Consider the following 18,308-nt stretch of genomic DNA (forward strand, 5'->3'; position numbering starts at 1 on the left):
CTGTGTGGCTGGTGTCCGGCATCAAAAAGCCATTCAGGAATGTCGCCCGGCCAGAAGGTCAGTGGCGGTCGCCAGGCGACACGGTCGGCAAACTGGCCCGCGGGGTTACGGGCGAGCCCTTCGCCATTTCATTGCGGATTGACCAAATCCGTCGGCTGCGTCACGAGCGTTACTCTCTGCCCGCAAGGCGCCTGCCTTGCGCTGGCGCGGCCGAATGTAAGAATCTTAGCAGAAAAGCTTTGCGGCGGATAGAGCGAGTCGCCCGGCGTAAAGATGCAGGCGCGACGCCCGCACCACAAAATGCCGACGTGACACGAGTTGTGGTGCGGCCGTTCCGGCTGCGCGGTGGCATCGCCTTGCGGAATACATTAGCGGCCTTTGTGCAAGCTTATGGCTCATCGGCCTGCACCAGTTCCGCAGGCGCGGGCCCCGCTAGCAGGCCAAGGGCTTCGAGCCCTTGCACCAGTTCCTTGGCCAGCGCGGCGGCACGGTCGGCCGAACCTCGATGTTCAAGGGCCACGGCAAAGGCCGCGCGCGGCGCGTCGGCCGGGGCGTAGCCGGCGAACCAGGCGTGATCGGCCGTGCGCGCGCCCGTCTCGGCCGTCCCGGTTTTGCCGGCCACCGCAAGGCCCGTGTCGGCCAGGGCCGCGTAGGCGGTTCCCTCGGGATCTTCGACAACTCGTTCCAGCGCCCGCCGGACGACCGCTAACTGTTCGCTGTTGAGACCCTGGATGGGGTGATTCGTTGCCGCCGGCGGATAGAAGGTGCCGTGCGCGTTCGCCTCGGCCCCGCACGCGACGACGTGGGGCGTCACCAGCGTGCCGCCATTGGCCACGGCGGCCATTAGCCGGGCGATTTGCAGCGGAGTCGCGGTGAGGCGACTTTGCCCAATCGCGAAGGCTTGCGTATCGACCAGTTTCCAGGTGGGCTCGTCAGCGCGCGACGGCAACGTGTGGGGGACAAAGCCAGATGCTTCGCCAGGCAAGTCGACTCCGCTCGCGCGGCCAAATCCCAGCCGCAATGCCCAATCGGCCAACCGCGCGGGGGCGAGCTGCGCCGCATGCTGAAAGAAATAAACGTTGCAACTGCGCGCAAGCGCCGTCGACAAATCCGTTTCGCCGTGGCCGACACCAAAGCGGCGGAAGATCTGGCAGCGCTCACGATCAGGCCGGCTGAGATAACCTTGGCAATCGCACGTGGCCCATGGATCGAATCCTGGTTCCGCGAGCAGGGCAAGTGCCGTGACCACTTTGAACACGCTTCCTGGTGGAATCGCCATTTTCGTCGCCCGGTCGAAAAGCGGATGGGCAGGATCGGCGAGCAGCCTTTCGATGGCTGCCGTATCGCGCCTGGCGAAAGCGTTCGGATTGAAGCGCGGCGCGGTGGCAGAAGCCAGGATCGCGCCTGAGTGCACGTCCATGATCACGACGGCCCCGCCAGCGGCCGAATGGACGACGGCATCCGAGCGATCGGCCATGGCCAACGCGCGATCCAACCGCTCTTCGACGAGTTGCTGCAGGCGCGCGTCGACGGTAAGAACGAGGTCCGCGCCGGCGGCCGGTTCGGCCTGGCGACGGCTCGATAGCCAGCGGCCGCTGTGATCGGTGAAATCAACCACTAGGCCGTCGCGCCCTTGCAGTTCGCGCTCATATTGCCGCTCCAGGCCCATTCGGCCCACAAGCTTTTCGGTGAGTCGCTCGCTTCGCCGAGGGTCCTGCGGCTCACTTGCTGCCGGGGACGCTGAATCAGCCGATGGGGCGCCGGCGATTTCATCCGCCATGCCCAGGTGGCCCACAAGGTTGGCCGCCAGTGCGCCGCGCGGATAGTGCCGGCCCGACTGCTCCACGATGCGCACGCCCGGGTATTGCTCGGGGTGTGATTCCACCTCGGCGATAACCTCGAGTGGCACATCGGGCACGAGCACGTGGTAATCGAGCTCCTCGGCCACGATGATGCGCGGCGCGACGCGAGGATCGTCGGCGGCGAACAACCAACTTGGGGCCGCTGTTGCCCAGGTTTGCCAGGCGCTGAGCGACTGCGCCCCCGCGCTCAACTGTTGTCGCTGGTCGCGCGCGCGGTTCACAGCAGCGGCAATCGCGCGGACTCGCTTTTGAATCTTACCCTGTTCCGCCTGCAAATCGTCGATCGGGCGGCCGCACAAGCGGGCGAGTTGATCGACGAGCGTATCGCGATACTCGCGAACCCAGGATTGCTCGGCCATCAGTCGGGCGGCGCGTTGTGGATCATCCGGTCTGACGCGGGCCCGAGCTTGCCGACGCAGCCAACGGGTGTTCGGTGGGTCTTCCAGGTAGCGATAGTGGACCGCCAGCGATGCGATCCGCCCATCGGTGGCCAAGACAACTCCGTCGCGTGACACGATTCGGCCGCGCGTCCCCACGAGCGGTCGTGATTTCTCCAACGGCCGGGCCGCGACGCCGCGAAAACCCTCGCCTTGCGTCAGCTCGAGCTGCACGACTCGGCAGAATACCAGCAACAGCAAAGCCCCGAAGAGCAAAAGCAGGTGTTGCATGCGCGCGCCTGAATCGGCCACGGTCTCCTCGTTGAGCGAGGAGCGCGGTCGGGCGGATTCGAGAGTCAGGCGGAGCTCGCTACGCATGCGTCTTGGTGTCTTGTTCTTCTCTGGCCGGCCCTGACATCTCGTTGTCAGGCCGCCGTAGGCGCTTCAGCGCCAACCGCGTTGACGCTCTTGCTGCTTCGCAGCATGGACAAGCTAGTTGTCCGTGCCACCCCTGGAATTTCCACATGCTTCTGACCGGGGGTTACAGATCCCGGCCGCCGTTACCGATGTAGCGTCGCTGGTCGGACTTGTCGCGATTGCCGCAGCCACGCGGCAAGCGTCCATACGGGCAAGCTGAGAGCCGCGGTATAAACGCTCGCAGCCCCCGCGCGCGTCCATGCGATGCCGGTCGCGCTGGTTCCTTCCGGAAACACGAGATTGCCGATGGCGACAGCGAGCAGCATTCCTGCCACGATCGGTACGCAGGCCATGGCTTGCTCCAGTGGTTCCAGGCGGCGCAGCGTGCCGCGCGCCTGGCCGAGCACGTATGCGGTCAGCGCGAAGCTGATCACTCCTGCACCGGCATGCCCGCAAGCGCTCAAATCGAAAACCAGCCCGACCGCGGCCATCTGCGCGATGCGCCAGGGCGAAGGCGCGGTGAGCACGCTCGCCACGATTACCACCAGTGGTAGCATCGTCGGCGCGACGTGGTAGATCGCGACGTACGGTGCAAACACCGTATCTACGATGGCAGCCAGATAAGTGGCTAACAGGATCAGAATGGCGACGGTCAAATCCGTTCCTCCGGCAGGTTTTCAAATGCCGCTGAGAGATTTTCGATCATTCTTGTTCGGACTGCGAAGCCGGCAGGGCGGCCACGCGGGCAGGATTCAACGAGGCGCGCAGTACGACCAGGTGGCTCGGCCGATGGTGCTCGCGCTGGAGGTCAACCCAAAGATCCCAGTGCGGGGCGCCCGGCGCGCGCTCGCAACGGGCGATCGGGCCGTACAAAAGCGGTTGTGTCGTGAGACCTTCGTCGTGGGCCGTGAAAACCAGATCGCCGACGGAAACGTCTTCGCTGGCATTGATCATGCGCACGCGGCACCGGCCATCGCCTGTTCCTTCGAGGATGCCGGTCGGGCCGACGTTTGCTCGGCCGTCGACGAGCTTCACCAGTTGCACGACGTCGCGGTACGAAGCCTGGTCCGCGCCACGAACGACGCAGGTATGCGGCGCGACTTCAAGGACTTTGCCGTAGATGCGCCGCCCGGCGAGCACGAAATCGCCCGCCACGACCTGCACGTCGTGTCCGGCGTCGACGGTCACGGTGCTATCCCTAAGCGCGAGGGCCTCGCGGCGGACACCGCTCGTGCTACCGACGGCGACGATTTCCGACTCGGGAAATAGTCCGCCGGCGCGCCGCCCCAGAACGCGGGCGCGGATCGCCTCGGTCAAAACCAGTGGCGGGGTGGCCGGCAGATGGCTCGCTGCCTCGGACTGCGCCGCGCTCGCCTGGGCGAGCGCTAGCGCGGTTTCCAGTTCCTGATTGCGCGCCCGCAGGCGCGCGGCGTCGGCCGTTAGCCCAGCGACTTCGTCGGCCGTGGCCGTTGCGTGCCGGGCCTGTGCGACAAGCGTTTCCAGGCGGGCGACCAGCCGACCGGCCACGAGCTGCCCCGGCTCGAGCGCGCGGTTGTAAAGCGCGCGCAGCGGTTCCAGGGCGCGGGCGGGCAAGAGCGCCGTGATCAGCCCAGCCGCCAGCGAACCGGCCAGGATCAGCCGCGGGCGCGTAAGCAACGGCTTGGGTCGCTCGGAGGATTCAAACATCATCGTCACTCGACTGCAGCATCTGCTGCCACTCGGCCAGGTCTTCGAGCAAAGTCAGCATGCCGGTGGCGACGATCGTGCGGGCCTCGGGCAGGATCCGCGCCGGCAGTCCGATGCGTTCGGCCAGCAGTACATCAAACTGCCGCAACAGTGCCGCGCCGCCGCAGACCGTGATGCCGTGGTCCACCAGGTCGGCCGCCAGGTCGGGGCTGCAACCGTCGAGCGTCGTCTTGACGCAATCGAGAATGTCGTCGAGTGGGCCCGAGAGCGCCTCGCGCAGCTCGACGCTCGTCAGTTCGAATCGCCGCGGCAGGCCGGTCGTCGCGTCGAGGCCGCGGACTTCGGTGTCGAGTTCCTTGGCCAAAGGTGCGGCGCTACCGATGTCGATCCGCAATTGCTCGGCCGTGGCCAGCCCGATGCGCAGGTTATGTTTGCGGCGCAGATAATCCGCAATCGCCTGGTCCATGCGGTCGCCGCCGACGCGGACCGAGGTAGCGGCGACGACGTCTCCCAGGCTGAGCACGGCCACCTCGGTGGTGCCGCCGCCGAGATCGCAGATCATGCTGGCCACGGGCTCGGTGATCGGCAGTCCGGCGCCGACTGCGGCCGCGATCGCCTCGCTGACCAGAAAAACCTGCCGCGCGCCGGCGCGATGGGCGCTGTTGTACACGGCGCGCTTTTCGACGGGCGTGATCGAGCCCGGCACGGCGACTAATGCCCGTGGCCCGCGCGACCAGGCGCCGCGCTGTGCCTTGCGGAAGAAGTAGCGCAGCATCGCTTCACACAGCTCGAAATCGGTGATGACACCGGCCGACAGCGGCCGCACGACTGAGATCGAGCCCGGCGTGCGGCCGAGCATTTGCTTGGCGAGGTGGCCGACGGCGCGGCCGCCGGCGACGATGCGCGTGGTTCCTTCCTCGACGGCGACGACCGAGGGCTCGTCGAGGACGACGCCTTCGCCCGCTACGCCGATTTGCGTATTGGCGGTGCCGAGATCAATGGCCAGGTCGGAACCTAGCACGCCGAAGAATCGTTCAAGCATCCTTGCCTGTCACGTATTCGAGATCGACTGTTTTTGAGAGACTACGCCGTCCGTTGCGCTGTTAGCTGACACGCGGCTAAATACAAAGCCTGTTAAATGTACGTGGAGGTTCCATTCCACGAGGAGTCGAACTTGTGCGGGAAATTCATCGGCGATTGCTGCGCCGGAGATGCCATCGACAGCCGCACGCTGGCGGCCTTGTAGTCCCAGCCGTAACGCCCCAGCTCCAACACCAGCATGATGATGGCGATGATGATCGCTGTCAGCGACAGGCCCAGAAGCACCGTGTAGATGTCGGGGCGAGGCTTCTGCACCGGAATGCCCGGGCCGCGCTCAGTTGAACCGAGTTGCGACATGGTCGTCCTTCGCGATGGGGCCCTTGCGGAATTGCGGCAGAATCTTGGCGACCGACTTGTCGGGCTGCGTCACCGAGACTTCGATGCGGCCCAAGTAGCGCGAGCCCCGGAAGACTTCCAGCGTATGGCCGCGCTCGAGCCCATCGTCCGAGCCGAGCGAAATCTCGACCAGGCCATCCTTGTTCGCCGCCAGCACCAGTCCGTCGAGCGTCGGCTTCACGTCTTCGGGCGGAAGACGCAAATCGACCTTCAGCCGGGCGGCCGTCGCCTCGTAACGGGCGACCTGGTCGGCCAGCGTCATGGTCTGTGCCTTGAGGCGCTTCAGTTCGCCTTGCGACTGGTTGTAATCGTCGGTGAGCTTGACGAATTCCTTGAACTGTTCGTCGCGCTCGGTCTGGGCCGTGCGAATGTCGCTACGCAAAACGTCCAGCTCCTTGCGCATCGCAGCCAGCGTTTGTTGCGTGGCCTCCATCGTGGCTACGGCTTCGCGCTCGCGCTGCACCAGAGTCGCGTGCTCGTTCACGAGCGCGTCATGCTCGGTGCGCAGCTCCTTGGCCTCGGTCTCGAGCTGAGCCAGTCGGGCCTGGCGCGCCGCGAGTTCGGTCTTGGCGCGTTCTTCCACCGCGGCTTTTTCAGCCGCCAGCCGATCGCGCTCGGCACGCGCTTCGTCACGCTGGATGCGCAGGCCTACGGGCTGGCCGCCAATGGCGTCCTTCTTTTGCCGGTTGACCACCTGTTCCCAATTCTGGTGCGTGGCGTAAACGGCGACCGCAAAGCCCATGAAGACGAAGCTCATCAAGAGGATGAGCACGACGAAGATTTTGCCGACGAGGTTCATCGAAGCAGCCTCAAACGACTCTCTGCTGGACCGTTGTCAGGCACCGCGAGCGTGCCCTGGAAATTCCATCATGTTCTCGGCGGGCGCGAAAGTCGAGCCGGCAACCGAAGAACTGTGCAGGCAAAGAGATAGGATCAAAACGACTAGGATTTCATAATAGCTGGGGGTCTGCGCCCGAGTCAATTACGATTGCCCGAAAAACGGCGATTTAGGAGGGATGGGGAACTCCTCCCGGGGCTAGAATCGCCACAATCGTGCTCTAGCAGCCTGTTGAAGAACTCAACCGGCTGCGACATCGCAGGGATGCGATGGCAAAATATCGACGTAAGTCGTTATTTTGCGAGCCGTGCGAAGCTTTGCTTCGCACTTGGCGAGGTTGAAAAAAGCCACGAGGGCTTTTTTCAACAGGCTGCTAGGTGGTCGCCGAAGAGCTCTTCCGTGCCCGATCGTGAGATCGCCAGATGCCTACTGCGCCTAGGGCTACGCCAAACAGCAGGCAGATTCCGGCGCCCCAATCGCCGAACGCCACGTACGGACTGCGGCGGCTATCGAGCTGGACGTCGTAGGCCAGGACGTCGGTCGCGCGGCGCGGTCCCTGGGCCAGGATCCGGCCATCGGCGTCGATCACGGCCGAGAAGCCGGTATTGGCCGCGATCACCATGGGCTTACGGCATTCGACGGCGCGGAAGACGCCGCACATCAGGTGCATATCCAATTCGCTCGAGCCCCAGAACCAGCCGTCATTGGTCAGGTTCACGAGCAAGTCCGGCTCGGCGTCTTCGGCGCGCAGCTGTTGGACCTGGCCGCGAATGAAATGCGGGAGCAAGGTTTCAAAGCAGATATTCGGCGCGATGCGCACGCCGGCGACCGAAAGCGATTTAGGTCTTGTTCCGCAATCGAGCCCGTCGGCCAGCGGCGTCAACTTGTACAGCCAAGGGATGTACGTGCCCAAGGGGATGTACTCGCCGAACATGATGGGCCGCATCTTGTCGTAGCGATCTTCGACGCGGCCCGCCTTGTCGATGAGGACGGCCGAGTTGTAGCGGTCGACGTTTCGGTCGCCGTAGATGATCGTGTCCATGCCCAAGAGCATGGGCACTTTGTAGCGATCGGCCATGTGCGCTAGTGCCAGGTCGAGATCGTCGATCACGCTCTGCAAGTCGGCTTTCGTCCAGTCGACACCCTCGGGCGGTCGCACGTCGGGCGTGTAGCTGCGCAGCGGCTCGCGGAACATCGTCTCGGGCCAGACGATCAGGTCGAGGTCCCTGTGTTCGCGCACCGCGCGATCCGAGAGGGCCAGGTATTGTTCGTGAATTTTCTCCGCTTGTTTGGGATCGGACTTCATTTCCGAATCGATCGAGCCCTGGATGAGCGCGATCTTCAAACCGGGACGCAAATGCTCGCCGGCCATGCGAAAGTGGCCGTAGGTGAGCGTGGCGGCGAGCATCATGGCGGCCGCCACGAGGGGCCAAAACACGCGCCGCGCGCCGTCGATCGATAGCATCCGTACCAGGCAGGCGGCCACGAACATGATGACGAAACTCACACCATAGCCGCCGGCCAGGTCGCTGATTTGAATCAGTTCGATCCAGCGGTACTGGCTGTGGCCGGGCGTGGCGATATTGATGCCCGTCAACAGGTGCGACTGCGCGAGCTCCAACCCGGCCCAGATCGCAGGGGCCGCGATAAGGATCGAAATGCGCAGCTCGTGAACCGCCACGCGCGATAGCGCCACGAAGACAGGCAAGTAGCAACCGAGATAGCCCGATAGTGCGATCCAGCCGAGGCTCGTCTCGGGATGAGGCAGCCGCAGCCAGTGCAGCGCGCCGAGCCAGAACGCCAGGCCTGCCAGATACAGCGCGGGATAAGGACGGCGCCCTGGCAGCTCGCGGCGGCGAACCAGCGCAAGCCACGGCACCGGCGCGATCCAGGCGAGAGGCCACCAGCCAACCGGCGGTAGCGACAACCAGAGAAGCAAGCTTCCCAACAATCCCCAGCCAAGCGTGATCGCGCTGCGCCGGCGGGCGTCTTGTGCGTCGTGCTCTGGACGCGAGGCGTTCGACGCGCGTCGACTCGTGCCGGGCTTGCGAACGTCGTTTTCGCGCGACTTCACGCTGGGCATGCTTTAAGTTACTTAGATGACACTGCTGTTTCGTTGCGGTGCGTATGTCACGAGCGTGAATCCGAGGCACTGGTGGTCAACCCACCAGGGGCACCCATGCTCGGGCATGGACTTGAGACCTCGGTCACTAGCTCGAAGCGCAAGCGAGGGCCTTTCTGCGTGGCATGCTTTTCGCCCTAGGCGATAAGCATGCTTTTAAACCAATGGCTGTCGGAACTGCGGGTACGACGAACCCCTCGCTGGCGCTTCGGGCTGGTGAAACGCACCGATTCCAGACTACGGCAGCCGGGCGATCTTGCCCAGGTCAGCTTGCGGCGACCGAGGGCGCGAACGCCCCGCTCCTAACGCGAGTCGCCCAGCAGGCGGACCGTCACGCTTTCGCCCGCTTTAACGAGCCGATCGCCGGCGGGCAATGAAACGAGCGCATTGGCCGCGGTCAGCCCACGCAGGTCGGCCGAGCCGTGCCATGTGACGGGGGCGACCCGGGCGATCGCATCATTCCCGACCCGATAAATGGCCGGCAAGAAGGTGTGGCGGTCCCCGCGCTGCTGATAATCAGTTTCCAGCCGCGCGGTCTTCGACTGCCGACCGCCGCCCGTGCGGCCGCAAAGATGGTCAATCGCCGGGCGTACGAACAATTCGGCACAGACAAAGCTGCTGACCGGATTGCCGGGCAGGCCGAAGACCAGGGTCGGGCGGTGGCGGCCGCGTGCCACGCCAAACCACAGAGGCTTGCCCGGCTTGAGGTTTAGCTTGTGGAAGACTTGTTCAACGCCGAGATCGGCGAGCACGCGTGGGACCAGGTCCAGTACGCCGGCCGACACGCCGCCGGACAGGATCAGCATATCGTTTTCCAGTCCGCGGGCGATTTTCTCGCGCAGGTCGGATTCATTGTCGCGCGCGATGGGCAACACCACCGGATCGCCACCGTCTGCGCGCACGGCCGACGCGAGTAATAGTCCGTTCGAGTTGCGTATCTGTCCGGCCGCAGGTGTTTCATGCGGTTCGATCAGCTCGTTACCGGTCGGCAGGATGGCAACGGTCGGCCGGGACGCGACCTGTATGCGTACGCGGCCCACTTCGGCCAACAGGCCGATCTCGGCAGCGCGCAATTGCGTGCCGGCGCGCAGCACAGTGTCGCCCGCGCGCAGCGATGTGCCGCGACGCAGGATATTTCGCCCGGCGCGTACGCCGGCGTCGCGGATGACCACGCGCCCCAGCGACGTTGCACCCTGCGGCTGCGATTCATGCGGCCGGTGCTCGGTGCGTTCGACCATGACCACGGCGTCGGCGCCCGGCGGCATGGGGGCGCCGGTCATGATGCGCGTGGCCGTGCCGCGTTCCACGGCAACGGTCGGCACGTCGCCAGCGACGACTTCTTCGAGGATCACGAGCGAGGCCTCGCCCGAAGCCAGATCCTCGGCGATTATGGCGTAGCCATCGACGACCGATTTGTCGTAAGGGGGCGAATCGAGATCGCTGGCCACGTCTTCGGCCAGGATCGCGCCATCGGCTTCGGCCAGCGCTATTTCGCGTCGTGGCAGTGTTACGCATTGCGCGAGAACGAGTGCCAGGGCTTCGTCGACCGAAAGCATGTGTTTTCTATGGCCGGCCTCTGTGAGGCCGGGATTTCACGGTGTCGCGGGCCACGGAACATTTTTCGCATGGCGTCGCCTGGGTGGCCCTGACAACTCATTGTCAGGGCGCCGTAGGCGCTTCAGCATAAACCAGGTCAAGGTTCTTGCTGCTTCGCAGCACGGACAAGCAAGTTGTCCGTGCCACCCGGGAGACTTACTTGCCGCGTGCCACGGTAGCTACCGGCCGACGAATCGCCAAAAACGCGCGCAGCATGTCGCTGCCACGCGGCGTCAGAAAACTTTCGGGATGGAACTGCAATCCGTGTAGCGGGTAGCTGCGGTGGCGGATGCCCATAATTTCTTTTTCGCCGTCGGGACCATCGCACCAGGCACACATCTCGAATTCGTCGGAGAGCGTGCCGGGGCGAATCACCAGGCTGTGATAGCGCGTGGCCTGAAAGGGATTCTCCAGACCCGCGAACAAGCCGCGATCGTCGTGGTACACGAGGTCCGTCTTGCCGTGCATCAGGCGGCGGGCGCGGACGATCTCGGCGCCGAATGCCTGGCCGATCGATTGATGCCCGAGACACACGCCGAGCGTGGGGATTTCCGACGCGAAGCGTTGAATGCACTCGACCGAGATGCCAGCCTCGCTGGGCGTGCACGGGCCGGGCGAAACGATCAAATGCGACGGAGCGAGGGCCGCGATCTCGTCGAGCGTGATCTGGTCGTTGCGGCGCACCTCAAGCGCCAGCGACGGGTCGATCTCGCCCAGCCGCTGCACGAGATTGTACGTGAACGAGTCGTAGTTATCGATCAACAGGATCATACAAATCGGCTCAGGAGGGGGGACAGCTCTGCCTGTCGCCGGGTTCGTGCCTTGGGCGCCTCACGCTGCCAAATTGTCCGGCTGTCGAGTGCTGCCCGCGATCGAATTGGCAGTGGCCCGCCTGTCTGCGTTGTCCCAAGTTTACCACACGGCCGCAGCCCTGGCAGGATGACGCAATCGGGCGAGCGTAGCTGTCTTCTGTAGCCGGCCCTCTGTGAGGCCGGAATCGTAGGGTGCGCTATGCGCACCACAAACGAAGTTCTCGCGGCACGGTGCCCACAGGGCACCCTACAGATCCCCGTTATAGCAATCTTGTTGCGGTACTCTGCTTGCAGATTTGTCATCTGTCCGCGAGGCGCACGCGTTTGACAGTCCTCGCCCCTTGCGGCATTCTAGGCCTGGGCTGACACCGTTCTTGTTGTGCCGATTGGATCTCGAGCGCCCCATGCCAAGACGAAGGATTAATCGGTTGTGGGGGGCTGCATTGTGGGGGGCACTGCCGGCGATCATCATCGCTGTCCTGGTCACGGTTGCCGGCGCTGAAGAAGCCGTGCCAATGGCCGCGGACATGACCTCCGCGGCCGCCGAACATGCCCGCCCAGCGCTCGACTACTGGTCGATGCTGTTTGTCTTCGTGCTCGCCACGTTTGTGGGCTTGGGCGTGATTCGCCGCGTATCGCGGCTTCTGTATACGCCGCTCATGTCGCTGACGAACGCCATCTCGGCGATCGCGGTGGTCGGCTCGATCATCGTTACCGGCTCCAATTATCCGGCGCCGATTCGCTTGCTGGGCGCGATCGCGCTTTTTGCCTCGATGACGAACATCGTCAGCGGATTCTTGATCACCGACCGCATGCTGAAGATGTTCAAGCACAGCCAGCCCGGCGGCGGAGAATCGACATGATTCACTCCGCCGTCCAGCTTGCCTACGTCATCGCCACGGCACTGTTCGTGTTGTCGTTGCATTGGATGAACGATCCGAAGACGGCCCGGCGCGGCGTCCAGGTCGGCGTGGCCGGCATGGTGCTGGCCGTGCTGTTCACGTGGATCGAAGTGGCCGCGGCGTTCGGACAACTAGAACATCAACTGTGGATCATGGGCGCGATCGCGGCCGGCTTCGCCGTGGGCGTGCCGCTCTCGCGTGTCCCATTGACGGCTGTGCCGCAACGCACGGCGCTCTCGCACGCCTTCGGCGGACTGGCAACCGGTTTGGTCGGAACGGCCGAATATTTTGTTATGCGCGGCGAAGGTTTAGAACGCCTGACCGGTTTTCGCATGGCGGCGCTTGTGGCCGAGGTGATTCTCGGCTTTATCACGTTCACCGGCAGTTTGATGGCGGCCGGCAAGCTGCAAGAGTTGAAGTGGATTCCGCAGCGGCCGGTTACTTATCCATTTCAAAACTTCGGAAATATCGGCGTGCTCGCGCTGGCGGCATTATTGGGCCTGGCGCTCGTGCTCTATCCGGCCGAGGCGTGGTCGTCGGCCGCGTTTCTGACCGTGGCGGCGCTGTCATTAGCCTTCGGCGTGCTGCTGATTATTCCGATCGGCGGCGCCGACATGCCGACCGTGATCTCGATTCTCAATTCCTACGCCGGGCTGTCGGCCGTGGCGATGGGCTTCGTGCTGGATAACAAACTGTTGATCACCGCCGGCGCACTCGACGGCTCGAGCGGCCTGATCCTGTCGATCATCATGTGCCGGGCGATGAACCGGTCGTTCTTCAACGTCCTCTTCGGCGCGTTTGGCCAGGTGCAGGCGGCCGTGGCCAGCGGCGAACAACAAGCCTACAAGAGCGAATCGATCGAAGGGGCGGCGCAGATTTTGGAAATGGCCCGCAACGTGGTGATCGTGCCCGGCTATGGCATGGCCGTCGCGCAGGCGCATCACAAGGTGCGCGAGCTGTACGACTATCTGAAGAAACAAGGGGCGACCGTCAAGTTCGCCATCCATCCCGTGGCCGGACGCATGCCGGGACATATGAATGTGCTACTGGCCGAGGCCGAGATTCCGTACAACGATCTGGCCGAGATGGACGAAGTGAACGCCGAGATGCCGCAGGTCGACGTGGCGCTGGTAATCGGGGCCAACGACATCGTGAACCCGGCCGCCCGGCACGACAAGAAAAGCCCCATCTATGGCATGCCGATCATCGACGCGGACAAGGCGCGGACAGTGTTCGCCATCAAACGCAGCAAAAACCCAGGCTTCGCGGGCATCGACAACGAGCTGTACTACGGCGATGCGACGTGGATGCTCTTTGGCGACGCCAAGGGCGTGGTCGGCGACCTGGTGAAGGCGCTCGCCGGCGATTCGGGGATTCACTAAGCGGCTTTGCCTCAGTTGCCGCTATCTGGTTCGGCTTGCATCCGCGCGAGTGGCGGGCCTTCGAGCTTGATTGGCGGCAGAATGTTTTCCCCTTCGCCCACGATGACGGTCAGCAAAGGCTTTTCGGGATCGGCATACCGTCCCCGAAAGACGTCGGGGGAGGCGCGTGAAGCGCGATAGATCAGCGTCACCGCATAGTCACCCGGAACCGCCCCATCTCGTTCACTGTAGCTGTTCGGTGCAAACGTTCCGTCGGAGTCGACAATGGCGATCGGTCGGACTGCCCGCCAATCGTGCGTGTCTACGGGCATGGGCCAAAAAGTGACGGTCGCCCCCTGCAACGGTTGTCCGTTGTAGGTGACGCTTCCTTTGACAACGTGCCGCGTCGGAAGCCTTTGCTCTGCGCGTGAACAGCCGAACGCGACAAGCGCCGGCACGAGCATCAGACATACGATTCGCATGTCGATCATGTTTCGCGAATACGGACGGTAAGTCCGAAACTATAAGTCACCGTCGAGAACATTGTCACCCGACGCGCGACTGACGATGGCAAGTAGAACCTGTGGCGAAATCGTTGCCTGTATGAATCGTACCGACCCGTCCAGGAACAGCGCGTTCATGCCTGAGGGGTGGAACGCGTAGAACCCGCCGACATTATATTGCGTTCCGATATTGGCGCAATTGATCGTGCACGGGCCGTTCGCTTGCATGGACGTACCCGTCGTGTCGAAGGTGGTCAGCCAGAAGGAAGTAGTCCCTCCCCAGGGCCCGTACCAGGCATAGGTCTTGGAAAACGGAATCGTGGGATTCTGCCTACTCCCCAAAACCCAACGGTCTGGCATGCCTGCGCGCTCGGCATAAGCGATCGTGTGTGATGCGCCGTCGAGAACCATGGGAAGCGTGACGCGTGTGTGCTGCGTAAAGTCGGCCGAATAGTGTTCAAAGGCTCCGATGCCGGCAGGATCCTGAGGCGGTCCGACGTCGAAATACATCGCGCGAACGCAGGCATAATCGCTCATGGCGGCGTTCCACGGTGGCCGCGCATTGCCGGCATACGTAAGAGTGACATTGGCAGCAACCGTACGATCGGTCTCGGGTGTCGAGGGGCACTGCACGACAGACAACTGCTGACCTACAACCGTATCGTTCGCGGTTTCGTCGCAGTTCACACGCACGTTGTATTGGCCGGCGAGCGCGCCTTGCTCAAAAAACGGCAAAAGATAGGGCATATGGCCCATCAGGCTCGTCGAACCGGGGACGACTCCCGGGTTGTAGAACGTCAGGACCAATTCGCGCTGCGTCCCTTCGTGTTCCAGAATTGCCAGGCCGATTTGCTTCAAATTATTCTGACAATGCGCTCGTCGCGCCGCCTCGCGCGCGGCCTGCACCGCCGGCAATAGCAGGGCAATCAAGAGGCCGATGATAGCGATTACGACCAGCAACTCGACGAGGGTCAAACCGTTGCGCTTTCGTCGATGCATAACGTCAGTCCTCAACGTCCAATAGTTCGATGGACTCGCGTGGCGCTTCGGATCCTGGCGTTACGCAACTGTCGTCGCGCAAGGTGCCACGGTTGTGCGGCACTTCCTGGCGAGAAAAAACACGCCCAACCCTCCGACTGCGAGCAGGGGTAAACTGCCCGGCTCGGGCACGATCGCGGCGATTTCCGTGGCGCTTAGCGCGCCGTCATAGATGCGAATGAAATCGATGCGGCCGTCGCCGAACTCGTAATCGGCGCGGTGCGGATTTGCGGGGTCGGGGTCGAAGGTGAACAGATCGTCCTGGTAGAACCGCATCGTGTTGTCTCCGTGATCGAAGACTGCGTCTCCTGCCGCATCATTGAAGCTAAAGAGCAATGTGGCCCCGGAGTACGCCTTGAATTCGCCAGTTGCATCGCGCGTGACGACTAGATCGAACCATTGATTTTGGGTAATGACCGGCGTCGGCGACGAGCCGCCCGAATCGCCATAGAAGACGAGCGACGATTTGCCGCTGCCGGCGGTGGCTTCGTAGGCGTACAGCCCGTTGTCGTAATAGACGTTCGACGTATAGCCCTTGCCCGGGTCGATGTCGTCGTAGCCACCATCCTTGAAGTCGAGCAGTTTGATGTATCCCCGATCGTACGGCTGCGAGCGCAGTTCCTGCATGTCGAGCCGCATGTAAATCGTGTAGGCGCCGGGATCTGTCAGGCCCGGTGAGTTGAGTGTCAATCCGTTGTTGTTATTGTTCAGCTGAACGGCGGGGATCGTGGGCGTCAGTTGGTGATAGGTCGCGGTCATCGTGCCCCCTTCCGGCGTAATCGCGGGTCCGCCTAGTGAGTCGAGGTAGTTGCCGTTCAATTCGTAGTCATGCAACAAGGGTGCCGCGATCGCCGCCGTCGAGACATAGCCGATCACGGCCAGCGCGACGGCAACTCTGTTGAACTTTGATATATCAATAAACTTCATACCCAGCTTTCAAAAGAGGCTATGGTCAATTGACCGAGGGACGGAGTGCAACCGCGCACCGCACATGGGTGCAGAATGAGGTTGCGAACGAAAGTCCTAAGAGGGCGCTGGACCAGCTTCGTTCAAGGACGAACTGTGCTGGTCAGCGATGAGAGACTTTCAACTGCAATAGCGATTCCGGCAGTGTCTGTACTTGGCCGAACGGGCCCGAAGGAACGGGTCGAATTATCGGAATGCTATCGAGCCTCGTCAATCGCGTCGAACGACGATTGTGAGTTTCACCGCGAGCCATTGACATTTCGGCGCGATCGCGACGAAAAGATCATCACGCGTGGCGAAAAACTCGCCAGGCAACATTGAGGACTAACCGGCGAAATTGTAGATCACCGCTTGAATCGTGTTTTTCGACTAGACTTCGCGCGGCGGCAATTCTGGCTCGCGTTCGACTTCCTCGTCGGGCACCACGCCGATGGGCAGCGAGACCATGCCTCGCGTGCCGCGTTGTCCGACCATCCGCGACCATCGCTCAGCCGTCACGCACAATTCTAAATCGTGTAGTGGACCAATCGTAAACACCTCGGGTAGCGGATCAGGCAAGTCGGCACGGGCGACAAAGTGGATCATGCTCGCCGCTTCGGACCAGTAACCGAAGCAGCGCGTGCCGCATGATCCACACTGCCATCCCGAAAAGTCCAGGCCACGAATGGCTACGTTAGGCGCGCCGGAGGGTCCGAGCAGTTCGAAATAGCGCTTTCGCGACCGCTTGTTGCGTTCGACAGGCTGGAACGTCAGATGGCGATGTTCCTCTCCGGAGAGCATCATGAGAAAGTCTTCGGAGAACACCCGTAGCCTTGCCCCCTGGAACCATAACGAACCTGCATCGTTTCGGGCGTACGTCAGATGAAGTGGCCGTTGATTGCGGGGTCCTTGCGGGGTTCCGCATGTTCGACAACAAGGCGCTTTGAAAAAACCGTCGTACCATGATTCACGGACTTCGCGCTCTTCGGGCGGCTCGAAAGGAATCCGTTTCGGCTCGTCGGTCTCGTAGCCGTCGTTACTTCCGAGCGCGACGATGGCAGGTTGGCTGTAGCGTCGATCGAAGTCTGATTCCGGCAGTGGCGGAACGAACTCCAGAACGGCGTGATACGCCCCGCCGCGTTTTATGATCACCTCGAGAAACGTCTCGATCGCGGCATCGGAAGTCGGACCGCTGGCGCGCACGTCGGGCCGCGACTTGATCCAAACTTCGAAGCCCTCCTCAGTTTGGGACCAACTGCAAATGTAAACCGCTTCTTCGGGTGCCATGTCTCACTCTTCAGCGCCGTGCTCGCGCAGGTATTTATCAGCGCGGTAGTACCAGTTTCCGACGACGCCGTGTCCTTCGTTGTCGCGGGCCTTGATGTCAGCGCCGGCGGCGAGCAACAGCTTCACGCAGTCGAGCGAAGCCTTAGCCGCATGATGCAGCGGCGTCTTCCCTTTGTGGTCGCGAGCGTGCGGGTCGGCACCGTGTTCCAGAAGAAGCTTCACAACGCGCGGATAGCCGTAGTGTGCGGCACACGTCAGTAGCGTCCAGCCGCGGTCGTTACGCTCTTCGATCGCTCTGCCTTTGGACAAAAATCGGCGGACCGCATCGCTGTCATTTTGTTCAATGGCTTGGTAGACGTCTGTGGTTTCCGTGGGGAGTGCAACATCTGGTGTGAGCATTCTAAGAAAACCATGGAACGTGTCTGCAACCCAGTACATGCTCTGTTCTTCTTCAGAGATCCAGAAGGCCGAACTGTTCCAATACCAGACGCCAGCGAATTCCCTGGGACTATGAAACTTCAGAACCACAAGGTCCTGAGACGGGCCATCGGCAATCGCCAAGTAGTTTTCCGGTAGCCGGTCTCGAAACATTTTGGAATACGCGCCAAGGCCGTTCACACCATTGCCCGGTTCGCCAAAAAACCCCGGAAGCGCGCCGCCGCTGACGAATGTCGTGGGATGGGGCATGTCGAAGTGCGCCCAAGGCTCAAGGCGGCCGCCATTGAATGCTAACAGGAAGTCTACGTAATCGGCCGGCAGAAGAACCCCTAGGACAAGTTCCAGTTCTTCGATAGCCAGGCGATCAAGCGGCGGCTCCTCAGAATCGTGCAAGAACCCAAGAATGGGGAAGTTCTGCACGAGGTTTTCGCGACGATCATATTCCATTTTGGCCAAATATGATTGGCGGCGTTGGTGCCTGTGGCGGATTCTGTTTCTGTGACGCGCGCTCTAAGTCTGCTTTCAATTCCTTTTTTGCTTCAGCCGCCTTAGAACGTGTCTTCAAATGTATTTGTGTCGGGTCAGGGGGCGTGACATGAGGTTGATCATGGCGATGTAGATCATGGCCTCGCTGGTTTCGGTGTTGCGTTCGTAGTCGCGGGCGTGGCGGCGGTAGCGGACGAGCCA

At 62.5% G+C, this 18,308-nt stretch carries 17 protein-coding genes; 2 read left to right on the top strand and 15 right to left on the bottom strand.

Going from position 1 to position 18,308, the window contains the following annotated elements; all coding sequences use genetic code 11:
* Positions 1 to 388: 388 nt before the first annotated feature.
* The 9 genes from VHD36_13555 to VHD36_13595 form a co-directional block, all read right to left on the bottom strand.
* Complete coding sequence (locus tag VHD36_13555; protein ID HVU88341.1) at positions 389 to 2,617, bottom strand: penicillin-binding transpeptidase domain-containing protein; 2,229 nt, start codon at positions 2,615 to 2,617, stop codon at positions 389 to 391.
* Between the two features lie 182 nt (positions 2,618 to 2,799).
* Complete coding sequence (locus VHD36_13560) at positions 2,800 to 3,312, bottom strand: hypothetical protein (protein HVU88342.1); 513 nt, start codon at positions 3,310 to 3,312, stop codon at positions 2,800 to 2,802.
* 46 nt (positions 3,313 to 3,358) lie between these two features.
* A complete protein-coding gene (locus tag VHD36_13565; protein HVU88343.1) occupies positions 3,359 to 4,345 on the bottom strand; it encodes a rod shape-determining protein MreC in 987 nt (328 codons plus the stop codon).
* Positions 4,335 to 5,384, bottom strand: a complete 1,050-nt coding sequence (locus VHD36_13570) for a rod shape-determining protein (GenBank protein ID HVU88344.1) — start codon at positions 5,382 to 5,384, stop codon at positions 4,335 to 4,337. Before VHD36_13570 ends, VHD36_13565 begins: the two co-directional genes overlap by 11 nt.
* A 92-nt stretch (positions 5,385 to 5,476) precedes the next feature.
* On the bottom strand, positions 5,477 to 5,740 hold the full coding sequence (locus tag VHD36_13575) for a hypothetical protein (protein ID HVU88345.1): 264 nt from the start codon (positions 5,738 to 5,740) through the stop codon (positions 5,477 to 5,479).
* Positions 5,718 to 6,578 (bottom strand): hypothetical protein, encoded by an 861-nt coding sequence (locus VHD36_13580; GenBank protein ID HVU88346.1) that lies wholly within the window; start codon positions 6,576 to 6,578, stop codon positions 5,718 to 5,720. The genes VHD36_13575 and VHD36_13580 overlap by 23 nt, the downstream gene beginning before the upstream one ends.
* 412 nt (positions 6,579 to 6,990) lie before the next feature.
* Positions 6,991 to 8,700, bottom strand: coding sequence for an apolipoprotein N-acyltransferase (lnt, locus tag VHD36_13585; GenBank protein HVU88347.1), 1,710 nt, complete (start codon positions 8,698 to 8,700; stop codon positions 6,991 to 6,993).
* A 341-nt stretch (positions 8,701 to 9,041) separates the two neighbouring features.
* Entirely contained in the window at positions 9,042 to 10,295 is a 1,254-nt protein-coding gene (gene glp / locus VHD36_13590; GenBank protein ID HVU88348.1) for a gephyrin-like molybdotransferase Glp, read from the bottom strand.
* 196 nt (positions 10,296 to 10,491) lie between these two features.
* Complete coding sequence (locus VHD36_13595; GenBank protein ID HVU88349.1) at positions 10,492 to 11,106, bottom strand: aminodeoxychorismate/anthranilate synthase component II; 615 nt, start codon at positions 11,104 to 11,106, stop codon at positions 10,492 to 10,494.
* 469 nt (positions 11,107 to 11,575) lie between these two features.
* Here VHD36_13595 and VHD36_13600 point away from each other — a divergent pair, with 469 nt between their 5' ends.
* Both VHD36_13600 and VHD36_13605 read left to right on the top strand, forming a co-directional pair.
* Positions 11,576 to 12,010, top strand: coding sequence for an NAD(P) transhydrogenase subunit alpha (locus VHD36_13600; GenBank protein HVU88350.1), 435 nt, complete (start codon positions 11,576 to 11,578; stop codon positions 12,008 to 12,010).
* Positions 12,007 to 13,431 carry an NAD(P)(+) transhydrogenase (Re/Si-specific) subunit beta gene (locus VHD36_13605; protein HVU88351.1) on the top strand — a complete coding sequence of 475 codons (1,425 nt, stop codon included), beginning with the start codon at positions 12,007 to 12,009 and terminating at the stop codon, positions 13,429 to 13,431. Before VHD36_13600 ends, VHD36_13605 begins: the two co-directional genes overlap by 4 nt.
* An 11-nt stretch (positions 13,432 to 13,442) precedes the next feature.
* Here VHD36_13605 and VHD36_13610 read toward each other — a convergent pair whose 3' ends face one another.
* The 6 genes from VHD36_13610 to VHD36_13635 form a co-directional block, all read right to left on the bottom strand.
* Entirely contained in the window at positions 13,443 to 13,874 is a 432-nt protein-coding gene (locus VHD36_13610) for a hypothetical protein (protein HVU88352.1), read from the bottom strand.
* A 57-nt stretch (positions 13,875 to 13,931) separates the two neighbouring features.
* Entirely contained in the window at positions 13,932 to 14,912 is a 981-nt protein-coding gene (locus VHD36_13615) for a DUF1559 domain-containing protein (protein ID HVU88353.1), read from the bottom strand.
* A 60-nt stretch (positions 14,913 to 14,972) separates the two neighbouring features.
* The gene (locus VHD36_13620) at positions 14,973 to 15,878 is read right to left on the bottom strand and encodes a PEP-CTERM sorting domain-containing protein (GenBank protein HVU88354.1); all 906 of its coding nucleotides are present in this window, start codon (positions 15,876 to 15,878) and stop codon (positions 14,973 to 14,975) included.
* Positions 15,879 to 16,286: 408 nt separating this feature from the next.
* Positions 16,287 to 17,183: a hypothetical protein gene (locus VHD36_13625; GenBank protein HVU88355.1), complete on the bottom strand. Its 897-nt coding sequence runs from the start codon at positions 17,181 to 17,183 to the stop codon at positions 16,287 to 16,289.
* A 3-nt stretch (positions 17,184 to 17,186) separates the two neighbouring features.
* Positions 17,187 to 18,068, bottom strand: a complete 882-nt coding sequence (locus tag VHD36_13630; GenBank protein ID HVU88356.1) for an ankyrin repeat domain-containing protein — start codon at positions 18,066 to 18,068, stop codon at positions 17,187 to 17,189.
* Between the two features lie 114 nt (positions 18,069 to 18,182).
* On the bottom strand, positions 18,183 to 18,308 hold a 126-nt coding region (locus tag VHD36_13635), incomplete at its 5' end, for an IS5/IS1182 family transposase (GenBank protein ID HVU88357.1).

The sequence above is a fragment of the Pirellulales bacterium genome (assembly GCA_035546535.1).
GTDB lineage: Bacteria > Planctomycetota > Planctomycetia > Pirellulales > JACPPG01 > JACPPG01.

Bases quoted from the DNA above. Each gene is read 5' to 3' on its own strand.
- VHD36_13555 (HVU88341.1), bottom strand. From the start codon at position 2,617: ATGCGTAGCGAGCTCCGCCTGACTCTCGAATCCGCCCGACCGCGCTCC.
- VHD36_13565 (HVU88343.1), bottom strand. From the start codon at position 4,345: ATGATGTTTGAATCCTCCGAGCGACCCAAGCCGTTGCTTACGCGCCCG.
- VHD36_13570 (HVU88344.1), bottom strand. From the start codon at position 5,384: ATGCTTGAACGATTCTTCGGCGTGCTAGGTTCCGACCTGGCCATTGAT.
- VHD36_13575 (HVU88345.1), bottom strand. From the start codon at position 5,740: ATGTCGCAACTCGGTTCAACTGAGCGCGGCCCGGGCATTCCGGTGCAG.
- VHD36_13580 (HVU88346.1), bottom strand. From the start codon at position 6,578: ATGAACCTCGTCGGCAAAATCTTCGTCGTGCTCATCCTCTTGATGAGC.
- lnt (HVU88347.1), bottom strand. From the start codon at position 8,700: ATGCCCAGCGTGAAGTCGCGCGAAAACGACGTTCGCAAGCCCGGCACG.
- glp (HVU88348.1), bottom strand. From the start codon at position 10,295: ATGCTTTCGGTCGACGAAGCCCTGGCACTCGTTCTCGCGCAATGCGTA.
- VHD36_13595 (HVU88349.1), bottom strand. From the start codon at position 11,106: ATGATCCTGTTGATCGATAACTACGACTCGTTCACGTACAATCTCGTG.
- VHD36_13605 (HVU88351.1), top strand. From the start codon at position 12,007: ATGATTCACTCCGCCGTCCAGCTTGCCTACGTCATCGCCACGGCACTG.
- VHD36_13610 (HVU88352.1), bottom strand. From the start codon at position 13,874: ATGCTCGTGCCGGCGCTTGTCGCGTTCGGCTGTTCACGCGCAGAGCAA.
- VHD36_13615 (HVU88353.1), bottom strand. From the start codon at position 14,912: ATGCATCGACGAAAGCGCAACGGTTTGACCCTCGTCGAGTTGCTGGTC.
- VHD36_13620 (HVU88354.1), bottom strand. From the start codon at position 15,878: ATGAAGTTTATTGATATATCAAAGTTCAACAGAGTTGCCGTCGCGCTG.
- VHD36_13625 (HVU88355.1), bottom strand. From the start codon at position 17,183: ATGGCACCCGAAGAAGCGGTTTACATTTGCAGTTGGTCCCAAACTGAG.
- VHD36_13630 (HVU88356.1), bottom strand. From the start codon at position 18,068: ATGGAATATGATCGTCGCGAAAACCTCGTGCAGAACTTCCCCATTCTT.